The organism is Aphanizomenon sp. UHCC 0183, from assembly GCF_009712065.1.
Taxonomy (GTDB): Bacteria; Cyanobacteriota; Cyanobacteriia; order Cyanobacteriales; family Nostocaceae; genus Dolichospermum; species Dolichospermum heterosporum.
This window is the reverse complement of the sequence record NZ_VILC01000039.1, coordinates 22,882-39,820: the sequence shown is the minus strand read 5'-3', so window position 1 is coordinate 39,820 and position 16,939 is coordinate 22,882. Positions and strand designations below refer to the sequence as shown.

Genomic DNA, 16,939 nt, shown 5'->3' with positions numbered 1-16,939 from the left:
AAAAATCAAGGATTTGAAACCCACGCACCATCTGGGTTTTGCTTGTGTAGACGCGGTTTCTAACCGCCCGTTTAATTAAATTAGAAATTATCTGGGGACATATCAGACATCCCACCTTCACCATCACGCTTAGAACCTAATAATTCTAGTTGTTCAACATTAATAACTGGACTAGAACGCGCAACTCCACTTTGGCGATCGCTCCAAGTATCAAATCGCAAAGAACCTTTAACCCCAATCAAACCACCTTTACGAACGTAATTACCCGCAACTTCCGCAGTTTTTCCCCAGAGTTCTAGATTAAACCAATCTGGTTTATCATTGTTGCGTGATCTTCTATTTACAGCTAGAGTCAATCTACATTTAACTGTACCTGACTCAAAATATTTCATATCTGGATCACCACCGACACGACCAACAAGAGTGACAACATTAATGCTCATGGTTTTTATTTCCTAGTATTTTTGTATTCTATTACTCCGGATTCTATAATAACTAATTGTGAAATGATTAAAAATATGTTAGAATCGCCACAGTTAACCCCAATAAAAATTCAAGAAATACCTTATATCTAAAAAAAATTATACGGTTATACCGAGTAACCTTGAGAAGATAGAAGTTAAGATTCATGACACCAAACTCAAGATTGACAAAAGCTAGATAAAAAAATAGTCTAGTTTACTGGAGTCAGTGAACCGAATATCATGGCATCTATCATTATAGCGGTATGCACCTGAATGAGATATATAATAGCCCCTGCTCACTTGCGGGGAGTGGTTCGGGGTTCTTGTATCTCACCCAGTCGAGAACCGCTATATTAACTCTTATGTTTGTAGTCAGAAGTAGTGTAAATAGGGGGCATAGAGAAGCGTGGGTCTTTTCAATTTAAATTTTCGTCCATCCTGGGATATGGGTATCGACCTCGGTACAGCCAATACCCTAGTTTATGTATCTGGTAAAGGGATTGTCCTGCAAGAACCTTCCGTCGTTGCCATTGATCAAAATCTGAAAGTGGCACTGGCAGTGGGGGAAGAGGCTAAAAAAATGCTCGGACGCACACCGGGGAACGTCGTTGCCCTGCGTCCCCTGCGCGACGGTGTGATCGCTGACTTTGATACGGCTGAGTTGATGTTAAAAAGCTTTATTCAGCGGGTAAATGAAGGGAGATCCCTGATGTTGCCCCGCATTGTCATTGGTATCCCCAGTGGTGTCACTGGAGTAGAAAGACGGGCTGTCATGGATGCAGCCACCCAAGCCGGCGCTAGAGAAGTATATTTGATTGATGAGCCAGTTGCAGCAGCAATTGGTGCAGGACTACCAGTTGCAGAACCTACTGGTAACATGATTATTGACATCGGTGGGGGGACAACAGAAGTAGCGGTATTAAGTCTTCAAGGAACAGTAATCAGTGAATCAGTCCGCATTGCTGGAGATGAGTTAACTGAAGCCATTGCCCAGTATATGAAGAAGGTTCATAATCTGGTAATTGGTGAACGCACGGCAGAAGATATTAAAATTAAAATAGGTTCTGCTTATCCGACCGCAGACGATAGTGATAGTGTAATGGAAGTTCGAGGCTTACATTTACTGTCTGGTTTACCCAGAACTGTAACCATCAAAGGACCAGAAATCCGGGAAAGTATGGTAGAGCCTCTAGCGGTAATTATCGAAGCAGTTAGGCGAACACTAGAACGGACACCGCCAGAACTGGCAGCAGACATTATTGATCGTGGTATCATGTTGGCAGGGGGTGGTGCATTGCTCAAAGGTCTGGATACATTGATTAGTCATGAGACAGGTCTTGTTACCCATATAGCCGCCGACCCTTTAAGCTGTGTAGTGCTGGGAACTGGTCGCGTATTAGAAAACTTCAAGCAATTGGAGAGAGTCTTTAGCGGGCGTTCTCGCAATATGTAGTGACTTAAGTTGCTAGTTATTTTGTTGAGGCTGGTAATTGGTAATAGGTAAGTAATAGGTAATTGGTAATTGGTATTGAAGAAGGAGTCAGTAGCCAGGAGTCAGAATCAATCAGTCGAGGATTCAAACCTGCAACTGATTAAAGACCACCAAATCGTAGATTTGGTGGGGTCTTAAACCCAGTTATTCATCCGCCACTCGCACAGAATTCATTCTGAATTCTGACTCCTGACTCCTGACTCCTGAATTCTGTTCGATAAAAGCTCTGGTTTCATCGACAGACCCACCCTAAAATGATAGCGTCTATCATTCCCCGGCGGGCTATGGATTTTACGTTAAGTTGACACCATTAAGCTCTTGCTTTACCCCTCCCGAAAAATCAAATAATTAAGCCATCTTGGGTATAGTAAGTTAGGAATATATGGGTTCTGTATTTATTCATACAGCAGGAGTCATAAGTCAGGATTAAAACTGGCTTTGTGCATAAGTCTTAATTGAGATTTTGTACCTCCTAACTACGCCGTCTGATGTAACTATAGAACCCATTATTTTCAACACAAGTACACAGGAGTTGATTTCCAGATTTGCGGATGGCGATCGCTATAGGCATCACTAAAAAGTTACAAAACCATGTCCCTACAACTCCTAAATAATTTATAAAATACATATAGGTTATTATGTTTACTTTAAAACGCTGGTGGGAATACAAAGGATTACAAATAGGATTATTAGCCTTAGTTGTAGGTAGTTCCTGGACACTCAGAGAGACAAAAGGAGCATTGTTACGGGAGATTTACCAAGGAATCACCGGACCATTACAAATGCTACAGTCAGGAGCAATTCCTGAACAAAATATTAAAGATGCAAGATTTTTAGAATTACAAACTCGCATCGTTGATTTAGAAAGCCAAAATCAGAAATTAAAAAATTTACTGGGCTATGTAGAGAAACAAACCTTGCCTCAGAAACCAACTATAGCACGGGTGATAGGACGCAGTGCAGATCATTGGTGGCAACAGGTGATTTTGAATCGGGGGACTGCATCAGGCATTGAAGAAGGTTCTATTGTCAAAGCCGATGGTGGATTGGTAGGTTTAGTAGATAGTGTGACAACTAATACTAGCAGTGTATTGTTAATAAGTGATTTAAAAAGTCAAATAGGCGTAACTATCAGCCGCACATCAGCTAAAGGAGTTTTACAAGGTGATGCTTCCACTGAAGGTGTGTTAGAGTTCTATGAAAAAGTCCCTAATGTTAAAATAGGAGACTTAGTATCTACCTCTACTTATAGTCAGAAGTTCCCGGCTGGTTTAGCCATAGGGAAAATTAAATCCTTAGATCTAAAGAAACTTCCAGCATCAATCGCTAAAGTAGAGTTATTTCCGTCAATTAGGTACTTAGACTGGGTAACTGTTTATCCTCAGTCAGACAAACAATATTTAGAAACTCCGAATGTGACTAAATGATGAATATGCAACCTAACCTACCTCTGTCATAACAGAGCAGATTGGTTGTCTTGACACTCCCCGGTCTAAAGACACGGGGATTCTTGGTTAGAATTAATTACATAATGTCATTGCGTAAGCGTTGCGTTGCGTTAGCCATATGGAACGAAGTGAAATGAAGCAATTCCAAGGGTTGTGATTGCTTCCCTTCCCTCGCAATGACTGTAAATATTTTTGTCCAATTACTTATTTAGGGTATCCTAGAGGCGTATCCTAGAGGCGTATCCTCAATGGTCTTCTCTTGAAGTATTGATAATTCTCTTAAATTATTCCTACAGTTGAGGGAAGAATCTATTGATGAAGATTTAACTACCCAAAATCCTATACTGTACCTCTTTAGGAGTAAAATTGGATATTATCTAGTTCAGAATCCTGTTACTAGGTCAATTTTATTGCTAAATTTTGATCAGATAACATATTTACAACTCTCAGAGGTGAAACCAGTTAAATAATTCAGTTCTCTACTTGGATATTTTGTCCAAATTTTGGCTTTAAAAGAGGTAAGATAATGGCTATACATAATTATGTACCTCAAAGATATTAGCGAAATTACCAGTTGATAATTGCTATAATCTATTCTTCCCTCTAACATTCTTATCTATTATTAGGTGTAAATTTTTATGGGTTCTCCAATGAATCGTCTGTCTATTTTTGTAGACGGAAACAATATGTTCTATGCTCAACAAAAAAATGGTTGGTTTTTTGACCCCCGGCGCGTTTTAGAATATTTCAAATACGAACAGTCAGACACTACATTAATCAATGCCTTCTGGTACACTGGGTTAAAAGACCCTCAAGACCAACGAGGTTTTCGAGATGCCCTTATCAGCTTGGGATATACAGTCCGCACGAAAATTCTCAAAGAGTATTATGATGATGCTTCAGGTCGTTACTCTCAAAAAGCGAATTTAGATATTGAAATTGTCGTTGATATGTTTAATACGGTAGATCAATATGACAGAGTTGTATTATTTAGCGGAGATGGTGATTTTGAAAGGGCTATCGAATTATTGCGCTCCAAGAATACTCATATTATAGTAGTATCAACTGAAGGCATGATTGCTAGAGAATTACGTAATGCTACTGATAGATATATAGACTTGAATGATATTAGAGATAGAATAGAAAAAACTGACGGTTAACTTAACTTAGCTTAGCTTAGTATTTATTCACAAATCTCAAAGTTAAAAACTCTGATTTCACAGTTCCAGTTATTTTATCAAGCAAGAATTTAGGAATTAGAAGTCGGCGATGATTATAAATTCTCTAGGACTGACAAATCAAACCACATTTGATTAATTCTAATTCCCTAATGTTCTTTTATTCAGCCCATTCTCAAAACTAACAGAGGTTAAGCTAATGAGCAAGCAAACCGATAGAATTATCATCTTTGACACCACATTGCGTGATGGAGAACAGTGTCCTGGAGCAACTCTCAACATAGACGAAAAGCTAGTTATTGCTAAACAACTAGCACGCTTAGGAGTAGATATTATTGAGGCTGGCTTTGCTTTTGCTAGTCCTGGGGATTTTGAAGCAGTGAGCAAAATTGCCCAAACTGTGGGGACAGAAAATGGTCCGGTAATTTGTAGTTTGGCTAGAGCCAGACATGATGATATCAAAGCGGCTGCGGAGGCTATCAAACCTGCTGCTAAAGGGAGAATTCACACTTTTATTGCTACTTCTGATATCCACCTGCAATATAAGTTAAAGAAGACTAGACCAGAAGTGGTGGCGATCGCTGAAGAAATGGTAGCCTATGCCAAAAGCTTCACCGATGATATCGAATTCTCTCCTGAAGATGCGGGACGCTCTGATCCAGAATTTTTGTATGAAGTTTTGGAAAGAGCGATCGCTGCTGGAGCAACAACTGTTAATATTCCTGATACCGTAGGATACACCACCCCCAGCGAATTTGGGGCAATCATTAAAGGCATTACTGAAAATGTCCCCAACATTGACAAAGCCATTATTTCCGTTCACGGACACAATGATTTAGGTTTAGCTGTTGCTAACTTTTTAGAAGCTGTCAAAAATGGCGCTCGTCAACTAGAATGTACCATCAATGGCATTGGTGAAAGAGCCGGCAATGCAGCTTTAGAAGAGTTGGTAATGGCTTTGCACGTCCGCAGACAATATTTTAATCCCTTTTTGGGACGGGCTGAAAATTCCGAAGCATCACTCACCAATATTGACACCAAACAAATCTATAAAACCTCCCGTTTGGTTTCCAATTTAACGGGAATGTTGGTGCAACCAAATAAAGCCATTGTCGGTGCAAACGCTTTTGCCCATGAATCTGGAATTCATCAAGATGGGGTATTGAAAAACAAACTCACTTATGAGATTATGGATGCTCAATTAATTGGTTTATCAGACAACCAAATAGTATTGGGTAAACATTCTGGCAGAAATGCCTTTCGTACCCGCTTGAAAGAATTGGGCTTTGAACCATCAGAAACAGAACTGAATAAAGCCTTCGTCAAATTCAAAGAAGTAGCAGACAAAAAGAAAGAGATCTCTGATTGGGATTTGGAAGCGATTGTTAATGACGAAATCCAACAAGCACCAGAGTTATTCCGGGTGGAGTTGGTACAGGTTTCCTGCGGTAGTAATACTCAACCCACCGCTACAGTAACACTCCGCACTCCCGACGGAGAAGAATTAACTGATGCAGCCATTGGTACTGGTCCTGTAGATGCGGTGTACAAAGCCATCAATCGGGTAGTGAATGTACCGAATGAATTGATTGAGTTTTCCGTACAATCTGTCACCGGAGGAATTGACGCTTTAGGAGAAGTAACAATTCGCCTCCGCCATGAATCCCGTGTATTTTCTGGTCATGCAGCCAACACAGATATTATTGTAGCATCGGCTCAAGCTTACGTAAATGCACTAAATAGATTGTTTTCAGCATTACAACAGGAAGTGAAGGAAGAAGTCACAACATAGGCACATATATATCTAGATCCCCGACTTCTTTGAGAAGTCGGGGTTCTTTTTAGGAACTACGGTCAGAAACGGTAAGTTCTACCGAGATTGCCTGTGGAGCGGGCAAACAAGATTGGAAGTCATTCTAAGACCGCGATGAAGCAGGAAATAAACACTAAGATTATCGCTGTCCAGATGTGTCTAGACTTTGGTAATTTTGGGTAAGTTTTATAGAACGGATCTGCGAATCTTGACTACTTTTGAATTAATTCCAGCGACTGAGATAAAACTTCTTGTTCATTGACCATAGCTGCTAATTCTTCTGTTTCATAACGTCCCTCATAAGCTTCTAGCGCCGCTCTTTTTAGTGCTACTTGATATCCTTGTTGGAGAATTTCCATTAATTCTCTTTGATTCAAGTAAACACCACCAGATTTGCGGCGCTTGTTAATTTTATTGATTTCCCGCACTGCATTTTCTATGGAAAGTTCCCAAGAACGGGTAGAACGTTTTTCGGCTTTTTGTTTGATTAGATGAATCAGTAGAATTACGCCATAACTATCAATTTTATTGATTTTATCACTGAGGCTCATTTCTTCTAATTCATCCACTAATAGTAAAGCTTCATTGATTTTTCCTTGTTCTAGGAGTTGTCTAATTTCTAAGAGTTCTTCCATATTAGATTTTTCGCTGTATATGAATCATTTATTTCTGTTTTAGCTGATCTTCTTCGCTAGTACAAAACGGCGTAAATAAACCAACCATTCTAAATCCTCCAAAAGCCTATACTGTCTTCATTTTGACTTTTGACTTTTGACTTTTGACTTCCGCCTTGCGGTACTAGTACCCTCTAAATTCTAAACTTAAGACCATCTAAAAGAAAAACCCCTACATTAGTTAATTATAAATTTCTGCCAGAAAAAGGGTAAAAATAAAGAAATTGTTATTCACATAACCAATGCAGCTTATCAGTGCAACCGTTCCCATATTAGCCACAGCCACAGAAACCGCAGACAGTTCTATGATATTAGCCGCTGTGCTATTAAGCTTAGTCGTAATTTACTTTGCCAGCAAAGTTGGGGGAGAATTAGCCAACAAAGTCGGTTTACCCGCAGTTTTAGGTGAACTTGTCGGGGGTGTAATTATCGGTGTCTCCGTACTTCATCTGTTAGTATTCCCAGAAGGTGGTACAGACGCTTCTAATTCCTTAATCATGACCTTCTTGCAACTCACCGCTGGGTTAACCCCAGAAGCCACACCCCAGGTGTTTGCAGCGCAATCCGAGGTGGTTTCGGTTTTATCAGAATTGGGTGTAATTATCCTTCTGTTTGAAATTGGCTTAGAATCCAACCTCAAAGACCTCATGGCTGTTGGTGTTCAAGCCTTCGTAGTGGCTACAGTTGGGGTAATAGTCCCCTTTGCGGCGGGTACAGTGGGATTAATGACCATATTTGGTATCACCGCTATTCCCGCAATTTTCGCCGGTGCAGCTTTGACAGCAACTAGTATTGGAATTACGTCCAAAGTGCTTTCCGAATTAGGACGGTTGAACTCCAAAGAAGGGCAAATTATTCTTGGTGCAGCCGTTATTGATGATGTCTTGGGAATTATCGTCCTGGCGGTAGTTGCCAGTTTAGCCAAAGATGGTGTAGTTGATGTCGGTAACGTCGTTTATTTGATTATTAGTGCGAGCGCTTTTTTAATTGGGGCAATAGTTTTTGGTAATGTCTTTAATAAATCATTTGTAGCGATCGCCGATCAACTCAAAACCAGAGGCGAATTAGTCATCCCCGCCTTCATTTTTGCCATAATCATGGCTTACTTCGCCTCTGTCATCCATTTAGAAGCCATTCTTGGGGCTTTTGCCGCCGGGTTAGTTCTCGAAGAAACCGACAAACGCAAAGAACTCCAAAAGCAAGTTATCCCCATTGCTGATATGTTAGTTCCCGTCTTCTTCGTCACAGTCGGTGCAAAAACTGATTTAGGAGTCTTAAATCCAGCCATTCCCACCAATCAAGAAGCCTTAATCATGGCAACTTTCCTGATTACAGTCGCCATCATCGGTAAAGTAGTGACAGGCTTAACAGTATTTGGTCAACCGGGGATTAACCGCTTGGCTATTGGTGTGGGGATGATTCCCAGAGGTGAAGTCGGCTTAGTATTTGCTGGTGTCGGTGCAGCTAGTGGTGTCCTCTCAAAACCATTAGGAGCAGCAATTATTATGATGGTTATTATTACCACATTCATCGCTCCTCCCCTGTTGAGATTTGTATTTCCAGAATCAAACGCCGCCACAAATTTAGACAGCAATTCTGGCAAAACATTAGCAGTAGAAATACCACCATCTCTCATCACCACAAAAGATGATTAGTAATTTGAATTTCACCTCAAATTCTGCTGTAAATCCCACAGAAAATAGTTGAAAATTTTCTCTGCTGTGGTTTCCATATTCACTATATAAGGAGGTTGGAAGAAACTTCTCTCACCCAATCTCCGTCTTCTGTAATCTTGAAACACTCTAATTTTAAAATGGTTATTATTTCTACCTTTAATTAAATTTACTTTTGGTTTTCTTTTTGTTTTATAAAACTTTCCTTGTTTCCCATTCTATTAGCCTTGATAATGTTTTGTATTCCTATTTTTTTTCAGACCAGTTTTTACAGATTGAAGATTTTTGTAGTAATTATAGAGGATAACCCGCCAAACTATGTCATTAATTGACAGTGGTGGGTGTTTTTTGTATGTGTCTATATTCATTATTAATTATTAATTCAGCTAAGGAGAAAAAACCGTGAAAATACAATGGTTAATACCTACTACCTTTGGTACTGTACTGATGCTATCATCGCCAACTTTAGCCGCAAAATTAGAATCTTGGCGATTTGATCGTCATCAAAATCTATTAGAAATTAATACAAATGGTGCTGTCAAACCACAAGCACAATTAGTTTTTAATCCCACTCGCTTAGTAATTGATTTACCAGGTGTTAAACTTGGTCGTTCCCAATTAACTCAACAAATAGGCGGAGGAATTCGGGAAATTCGCATTGGTCAATTTGATGAACAAACAACAAGAATAGTTTTAGAAATAAATCCTGGTTATACTCTAGATCCTCAACAAGTAAAATTTGTCGGTAAAAGTGCTAATCGCTGGACAGTGAAATTACCAAAATTAGAACTTGATGCCAACTCAACAGCTAATAACAATACTAATAATAATTACAATCTAGTCGGCATAGACTCCCAGACGAAACCTGAATTTTCACCAATTACTAGAACTGCCAGCAATAATAAAGGTACAATTCAACTCGAAAATTTGCAAATTACTGGTGATGGCTTTTTTATCCGCACTAATGGCGGTAATCCTCAAACTAAAATCATGAGAAGCCGTGATAAAAACACAGTATTTATTGACATTCTTAGTGCAACTTTATCACCCAATTTAACACAAGGAAATTTGGCAGTTAATAAACACGGTGTGGACAATATTGGATTTACCCAATTGCAAACAACACCAACATCTGTCCGTATGACGTTAAAAGTAGATGTAAATAGTCCTGACTGGCAAGTAACCTCCAGTAGCAGCGGTTTAATCATCCTTCCCTCCAGGGGAATGATAAATGCACCTAAAAATGAGAATTTTCCCCCTACCAGAAACAATAACGGCTCAATTTCGACAATTGAATCTATAGAACTTGCTGACAATGGCACACAATTATTAATTAAAGCCGACCAAGTTATATCCGCTACTACAGGTTGGGATAAAAGTTCTGGTTTGTTCCGTATCACCATTCCCAATGCCAAATTAGCCAACGAAGTCAAAGGCCCTACTTTTGATGCTAATAGTCCTATTATCAAGCTCCGTCTGCAACCACAACCGCCAAATACTGTAGTTATCTTGATTCAACCTGCATCAGGTATTACACTAGGTGTACCCAATCAAGTGGGAGATAAACTTCTGGTTCTAAAACTGCAACGATATCGTCAGATTAGACCACCCATGAATTTGCCCCCTTTATTACCACCCAGACAACAACTACCTGACCTCAAACCCAGACAACCACGAATTACCCAAAGGCGCGACCTTCGTAAAGGCAAAATAGTAGTTATAATTGACCCCGGACATGGTGGTAAAGACTCAGGGGCAATTGGTATCGGTGGAGTCCAGGAAAAAAATGTTATTTTACCAATTGGGAAAAGGATTGCAGAAGTTTTGGAACGAAACGGTATCCAAGTAATTATGACGCGAGACTCTGACTATTTTGTAACTCTACCAGGAAGAGTGACAATGGCACAACAGGCTAATGCTGATGTATTTGTCAGTATCCACGCTAATTCAGCCGGTGAGAGTCGTCCAGAAGTGAGTGGCTTAGAGACTTATCATTACGATAGTGGTTTAACACTCGCTCAAATTGTCCACAGTAAAATTCTGCAAAGTCTTAATGTCAGAGACAGGAAAGTGCGGAAAGCTAGATTTTATGTTCTTCGCAAAACTTCTATGCCCTCAATTTTAGTAGAAACTGGTTTCTTAACTGGTAGAGACGATGCTGCCAAACTGAGAACTTCAGCTTATCAAAATCAAATGGCCGATGCGATCGCTCAAGGCATACTTCAGTATTTAAAATCAAGATAAATAGTAATTTTTATCACCTGTTATCTGATTCATTACCAATACTAGAAAAATGAACTTGTTGACCAAATGGTAATACTAAACCGATTGTATGCTACAATCCTACGCCATTAGCCGTGTCTTACTACCAACACCAAAATCTTTTACTTGCACAAAGTTAAATTTGCAGCGGTGATGGTCTGAAGATTACCCCATAAGTCGAGATATTGACAAATCCCATCAATAGGAATCAGGAGAAAGGATTGTGAAACTACATTGGTTAATACCTAGCACTTTTGGAACGGTCTTCATCCTATCTTCGCCCGCTTTTGCAGCGAAATTAGAATCTTGGCGGTTTGATACTAATCAAAACCACTTAGAAATTAACACATCTAGCCCTGTCCAACCCCAAGCCCAACTCATTTTTAACCCCACACGCTTAGTAATTGACTTACCAGGAACAGAACTTGGTCGTCCGTCCGTAACCCAACAAATTAGCAGCAAAATCCGCACTATTCGCGTCGGTCAATTTGATGACCAAACAACACGCTTAGTAATCGAACTAGCCCCTGGTTACACATTCAACCCCAAGCAAGTTAAATTTGTTCCCATCAGTGGCAAACGTTGGATAGTAGAATTACCACAACCGGAAGTTGCTTCTGGACAAACTGGAGAACCATCATTACCCCCAACATCTGATAAATCACCTGAACCAACACTAGACCCCAGAAGTATTTACAACGTAGTCACTACCAACCGAATTACTCCATCTAATCGAGAAACCATCCCAGGGGTAGTGCAAATTGATAAATTGCGAGTTACAAGAGATGGGTTTTTTATTAGTACCAGTGGTGGCAATCCTCAACTGCAAATCAATCGCAGTCAAGATAATCGCTCTGTTAATATTGATATCATTGGCGCAGCCTTATCACCAAATATGGGACAACGGAATCTAGTGATTAATCACTATGGAGTCCGTCGTGTTCAATTTAGCCAACTGTCCAGCAGTCCATCTGCTGTTCGCATGACCTTACAGTTAGATAGTGCCAGTCCCAATTGGCAAGCATTAGCTAGTGGTGACAGTGGTTTTGTCGTCATCCCAGATCGTTTAGCTAAATTACCTGAAAATAACCAATCATCCGCACCATCACTGAGTGATTCCCCCGCAATTATTCAATCTGTAGAACTCGGTGGCAATGGCACACAATTATTAATTAGAGCAGACCAAGCCATATCTGCCACCACCGGCTGGGATAGAAGCTCAGGTCTATTTCGCATTACCATTGCCAATGCTAAATTAGCTAATCAGGTCCAAGGTCCGGATTTTACTAACAATAGCCCGATTCTTAAAGTCCGTCTCCAACCCCAATCTGATAATACTGTAATTGTTCTTGTTCAACCTGCATCTGGCGTTAGCTTTGGCGCACTAAGTCAAGTTACATTCCAACTATTGGCACTACAATTACAAACTAATCTCCGCGCTCAACGTCCTCCAATCATACCACCTGGATTTCCTGGATCACAAGATCCTCCAGGTTCTAGTACACCACCCCCGCAAACAAGACCTCAGCCCCGTCTACCAGTTCCTAATGGCAAAGTTTTAGTAGTTATTGATCCTGGACATGGGGGTAAAGATTCTGGCGCTCCTGGGCTAAGTGGTTTGCTAGAAAAGGATGTTGTTCTACCCATTAGTACCAAACTGGCAACAATTTTAGAACAAAATGGTATCCAAGTTGTCCTCACGCGAGATGCTGACTTTTTTGTGGAACTGCAAGGAAGGGTGGATATAGCCAAGCGTGTTAATGCAGCTTTATTTGTCAGTATTCATGCTAATGCTGTAGATAATAGACCTGATGTCAATGGTCTAGAAGTTTATTATTACGACAGAGGCTATGCTTTAGCTGATACTGTGCGACAAGCCATTCTCCAAAATATTAGTACCCTCAAGAATCGAGGCACTCGTAAAGCTAGATTTTATGTGCTGAGAAAAAATACTATGCCTGCTATTTTAGTAGAAACAGGCTACATGACCGGTCGGGAAGATAATCCCCGTTTAGGATCACCAGAATACCAAAGTCGTATGGCTGAGGGCATAGCTAGTGGTATTCTGAATTATTTAAAACAAAGATAATTATCGTCAGTTGTTCTTTGTCAGTTGTTCTTTGTTTTTTCTTGACTACTGACCACTGACCACTGACTACTAACCACAAGAGGAACGCGGTAGCGTTGGGAGCTTCGGGTCTTCAGTCCGAAGGGGAAAACGCACACGGGCGAATTGATTGCCTTCAATATTCGTGATACAATTAAATTGTCACTAAAGACATAAAAAGCTACCGCGGGACTCTCGGAAAGTTACGCTTGTCAGATATGATTTCGCCCGCCAGGGCAAACGAAATCAGGGCAAGAACCCAAATATTTAAGGAACCCTGCCTGAAACTGGGATAACTGAGGGATATAGACTGAAACTCTCTATAGAATCTCCGCGTCTTTAGACCGGAGAGTGTCAAAATCCAAATTAATATTTGCTGTGTATTCATCTTCTATTTTTGATACTTTTTCCCCCCAAGAACCTCAACGCGCTCCGATTGGGGTATTTGACAGTGGAGTTGGTGGACTAACCGTATTGCGACAAATTTATCAACAACTTCCCAATGAATCAATTATTTATGTAGGGGACACAGCCCGTCTTCCTTATGGTATTCGTTCCCAAGCAGAAATACTCCAATTCGTCCGAGAAATCCTCCATTGGATGCAGCAGCAACGGGTGAAAATGGCAATTATGGCTTGTAACACCAGTTCGGCTCTGGCATTAGATATAGTCCGTCAAGAGTTTAATTTCCCGATTTTAGGGGTGATTCTACCAGGTGCAAAGGCAGCAGTCCAACAAGGACAACGGATTGGTGTCATTGCTACTCCAGCTACGGCTCAAAGCAACGCCTATCGTCAAGCTATTTTAGAAATTCAATCTAATGTCCAAGTCTGGCAAGTCAGTTGCCCAGAATTTGTCCCACTCATTGAACAAAATCGTATTCACGACCCTTATACCATTGAAATAGCCAAAACTTATCTAGAACCTTTGATTCAGAAAGAAATAGATACTTTAGTTTATGGTTGTACCCATTATCCCCATTTGTCGCCCATCTTGCGATCGCTCCTTCCCCAGCAAGTCAAGCTAATTGACCCAGCAGTTCATGTCGCCGCCGCTTGCTCTCAAGAATTAGATATACTAGGGATTAAGAATACTCATCCACCAATGCCTACCCGCTTCGCTGTCAGCGGTTGTTCCCAGCAATTTACCCAATCTAGCTTACAATGGTTGGGCTATACTCCAATGGTAGAACAAGTATGTTTTGCTGATACCGTCCTCTCTTAAAGCCCAGAAGTAGGGGCGCAGGGCCTGCGCCCAAAAACTAGTAGTCTGTCGACCCGAAAATGACGGGTGAAGGCAAGCAGGGGGAGAAGAGAGGTAGGGTGGTAGGGGAGGTAGGGGGGGTAGGGGAGGGAAGAACAAAAGTTTTTTCCGATCATTACCCGTCAAAATAAATTTGACAGACCACTAGTAGTCTGTCAACCAGAAAATGACGGGTGAAGGCAAGCAGGGGGAGAAGAGAGGCACCGGGGGCAGGGGAGGGAAGAACAGAAGTTTTTCCCGATCATTACCCGTCAAAATAAATTTGACGAACTACTAGTCAGAAGCAAGCAAAGATATTTATCTCCTCTTTACCCTACTACAACACGGCGTAAACAAACCATTCTAAATCGTCAAAAAGCCTATGCTGTCTTCGTTTTGACTTTTGACTTTTGACTTTTGACTTCCGCCTTGCGGTACTGCTCCCTACAAGTTGCTTTCATTGACTATTGACAGCTTGAGTTACATTTGTAGTTAATTCCCGTTGCTGCTTATATTTATCCTGTCCAGAATCAGATCCGCTTTGAGAAACATTTCTTTTGCTTGCTCGTTTTGCTAAAGCCAATAACAAATATACACTAAACAAATAACCAGCAGCTAAAGTAAATATCATCATAGGCATATTTCTGTAAATCATTGTTCCACCATGTTTAATTACTAGGGAATATAAAATTGCATACAAAACCAGCAGAACTCAATTAATCAAGCACACCCTTGATAAATGTAGTTAGCTATACAAAACATTCCAGGCGAAAACTAATTTTCTCTGGTCAATCAATTTATTTTCTTTAATATCAACTTTCCCAGGCTATACATCCGACAGCAGCAAATTTGCTCGACAGCAAACTCAAACCGCGCTTATCAGCAGTCTACCCAGCCTGTGTTATTGACCTCACACCAATTTAAATAAATGTACGCTACGACTCAACGTGCGTTGAATACGTTGAGTTAGTTCCATAACTGGAAAAGCACAATTCAACTCAAAAGGCATGGTTATTGCCTAGAATTTAGGAATTATTCCTATTTTCTCTTTGGCGACGAGTTATTTTAGACTCACAACGCTATTACGTAAAATCACCAAATGATGGTTTTACTTTGGAAGTGAATAATCTGAAAAATTTAATATCTCTAAGTATTAGCCTAACACAGCCAAACTGAATTTGAAGCTAATTTATGGACTAAATTCAAAATTTTTTTATTGCTAACCGTCAACTTGAAGTTACCGTCAATGTGTGTTATTTTATTGACATCAAAGTTTTCGTTACTACGCAATTTATTAATTAACAAATTTAGCAAGAACTATTTAACCTTAAGATAGCCTCTAATTGTAACACATTCATAATCTAATGTGTGAATAACGCAATAGATATTAAAAATCATCTTGCTGAAGGAAAACTTTGCGTTGACACTGGGTTATCTTAAAATTAAAGAATATGTAAACTTTCGTAACCTAAGTCAGAGTCCGCCCATCCATGACCCCAGCCACCTCCCTGTTTACCCCTGTGGAAGCAGACCTGCAAATACTAGCAGATAACCTTAAACAGCTAGTTGGAAATCGCCACCCCATTCTCTATGCCGCAGCCGAACATTTATTCGGTGCTGGGGGGAAGCGAATCAGACCTGCAATAGTGCTACTTATATCGCGGGCAACCATGCTCGAAGAAGATATTACCCCGCGTCACCGACGACTGGCAGAAATTACAGAAATGATTCATACAGCCAGTCTAGTCCATGATGATGTAGTAGATGAATCAAATGTTCGTCGCGGTGTACCGACTGTACATAGTTTGTTTGGTAATCGTATTGCTGTGCTTGCAGGGGATTTTCTCTTTGCACAATCGTCTTGGTATTTAGCAAATCTAAATAATTTGGATGTTGTTAAACTGCTTTCGGAAGTAATTATGGATTTAGCCGCTGGAGAAATCCAACAAGGGTTAAATCGTTTTGATGCTGATCTTTCTACAGAAACCTACCTGCAAAAGAGTTATTACAAAACAGCCTCATTAATTGCCAACAGTTCTAAGGCTGCTGGATTAATTAGTGAAACATCCCTAGAAACTGCCGAACACTTGTACAGTTACGGTCGCCATCTAGGTCTTTCCTTTCAAATAGTAGATGATATTCTTGATTTCACCAGTTCCACAGACACCCTGGGTAAACCAGCGGGTTCTGACCTCAAAAGTGGCAACCTGACAGCACCGGCTTTATTTGCCTTGGAAGAAAAACCTGACTTGGCAGCCTTGATTAACCGAGAGTTTGCCCAAGAAGGGGATTTAGAAAAGGCATTGGCACTAATTCATGATAGTCGAGGTATCCAGAGAGCTAGAGAGTTAGCTGCTCACCATGGCAAATTAGCCACCGAGCATATTGGTATTTTAGAACCATCAGCATCCCGCGAAGCCCTGATGAATTTGACCGACTATGTACTAAGTCGGCTCTACTAAAAAAAATAGGGGGCAGGGGGAGCAGGGGGAGTAGGGGGAGCAGGGGGAGTAGGGGGAGTAGGGGGAGTAGGGGGAGTAGGGGGAGCAGGGGGAGTAGGGGGAGCAGGGGGAGTAGGGGGAGTAG

General features: G+C 40.6%; 13 protein-coding genes. 9 read left to right on the top strand and 4 right to left on the bottom strand.

Annotated features, from left to right (window positions below):
- Positions 1–80: 80 nt before the first annotated feature.
- Positions 81–443, bottom strand: coding sequence for a single-stranded DNA-binding protein (locus FJR37_RS14965; protein WP_039200306.1), 363 nt, complete (start codon positions 441–443; stop codon positions 81–83).
- Positions 444–909: 466 nt separating this feature from the next.
- On the opposite strand from FJR37_RS14965, the gene FJR37_RS14960 reads away from it, so the two are divergent.
- Positions 910–1,917, top strand: a complete 1,008-nt coding sequence (locus FJR37_RS14960; RefSeq protein ID WP_027402272.1) for a rod shape-determining protein — start codon at positions 910–912, stop codon at positions 1,915–1,917.
- Between the two features lie 511 nt (positions 1,918–2,428).
- On the opposite strand, the gene FJR37_RS14955 is transcribed toward FJR37_RS14960, so the two are convergent.
- Positions 2,429–2,584, bottom strand: coding sequence for a hypothetical protein (locus tag FJR37_RS14955; RefSeq protein WP_160289916.1), 156 nt, complete (start codon positions 2,582–2,584; stop codon positions 2,429–2,431).
- Positions 2,585–2,594: 10 nt separating this feature from the next.
- Here FJR37_RS14955 and mreC point away from each other — a divergent pair, with 10 nt between their 5' ends.
- From mreC to FJR37_RS14940, 3 genes are all read left to right on the top strand, one after another.
- Complete coding sequence (gene mreC / locus FJR37_RS14950) at positions 2,595–3,383, top strand: rod shape-determining protein MreC (protein WP_039200305.1); 789 nt, start codon at positions 2,595–2,597, stop codon at positions 3,381–3,383.
- A gap of 659 nt (positions 3,384–4,042) precedes the next feature.
- Positions 4,043–4,564 carry an NYN domain-containing protein gene (locus FJR37_RS14945; RefSeq protein WP_168466383.1) on the top strand — a complete coding sequence of 174 codons (522 nt, stop codon included), beginning with the start codon at positions 4,043–4,045 and terminating at the stop codon, positions 4,562–4,564.
- Positions 4,565–4,781: 217 nt separating this feature from the next.
- Entirely contained in the window at positions 4,782–6,374 is a 1,593-nt protein-coding gene (locus FJR37_RS14940; protein WP_168466382.1) for a 2-isopropylmalate synthase, read from the top strand.
- A 233-nt stretch (positions 6,375–6,607) separates the two neighbouring features.
- Here FJR37_RS14940 and FJR37_RS14935 read toward each other — a convergent pair whose 3' ends face one another.
- A complete protein-coding gene (locus FJR37_RS14935; RefSeq protein WP_027402276.1) occupies positions 6,608–7,030 on the bottom strand; it encodes a DUF29 family protein in 423 nt (140 codons plus the stop codon).
- Positions 7,031–7,311: 281 nt separating this feature from the next.
- Here FJR37_RS14935 and FJR37_RS14930 point away from each other — a divergent pair, with 281 nt between their 5' ends.
- From FJR37_RS14930 to murI, 4 genes are all read left to right on the top strand, one after another.
- On the top strand, positions 7,312–8,724 hold the full coding sequence (locus tag FJR37_RS14930; protein ID WP_168466381.1) for a cation:proton antiporter: 1,413 nt from the start codon (positions 7,312–7,314) through the stop codon (positions 8,722–8,724).
- A 420-nt stretch (positions 8,725–9,144) separates the two neighbouring features.
- Entirely contained in the window at positions 9,145–10,986 is a 1,842-nt protein-coding gene (locus FJR37_RS14925) for an N-acetylmuramoyl-L-alanine amidase (RefSeq protein WP_168466380.1), read from the top strand.
- 241 nt (positions 10,987–11,227) lie between these two features.
- Positions 11,228–13,093 (top strand): N-acetylmuramoyl-L-alanine amidase, encoded by a 1,866-nt coding sequence (locus tag FJR37_RS14920; RefSeq protein WP_168466379.1) that lies wholly within the window; start codon positions 11,228–11,230, stop codon positions 13,091–13,093.
- A 396-nt stretch (positions 13,094–13,489) separates the two neighbouring features.
- Entirely contained in the window at positions 13,490–14,335 is an 846-nt protein-coding gene (gene murI, locus FJR37_RS14915; RefSeq protein WP_053538569.1) for a glutamate racemase, read from the top strand.
- 475 nt (positions 14,336–14,810) lie between these two features.
- Here murI and FJR37_RS14910 read toward each other — a convergent pair whose 3' ends face one another.
- Positions 14,811–15,008 (bottom strand): hypothetical protein, encoded by a 198-nt coding sequence (locus tag FJR37_RS14910; protein WP_053538570.1) that lies wholly within the window; start codon positions 15,006–15,008, stop codon positions 14,811–14,813.
- A gap of 835 nt (positions 15,009–15,843) precedes the next feature.
- Here FJR37_RS14910 and sds point away from each other — a divergent pair.
- Positions 15,844–16,815, top strand: coding sequence for a solanesyl diphosphate synthase (gene sds, locus FJR37_RS14905; protein ID WP_168466378.1), 972 nt, complete (start codon positions 15,844–15,846; stop codon positions 16,813–16,815).
- Positions 16,816–16,939 lie beyond the last annotated feature (124 nt).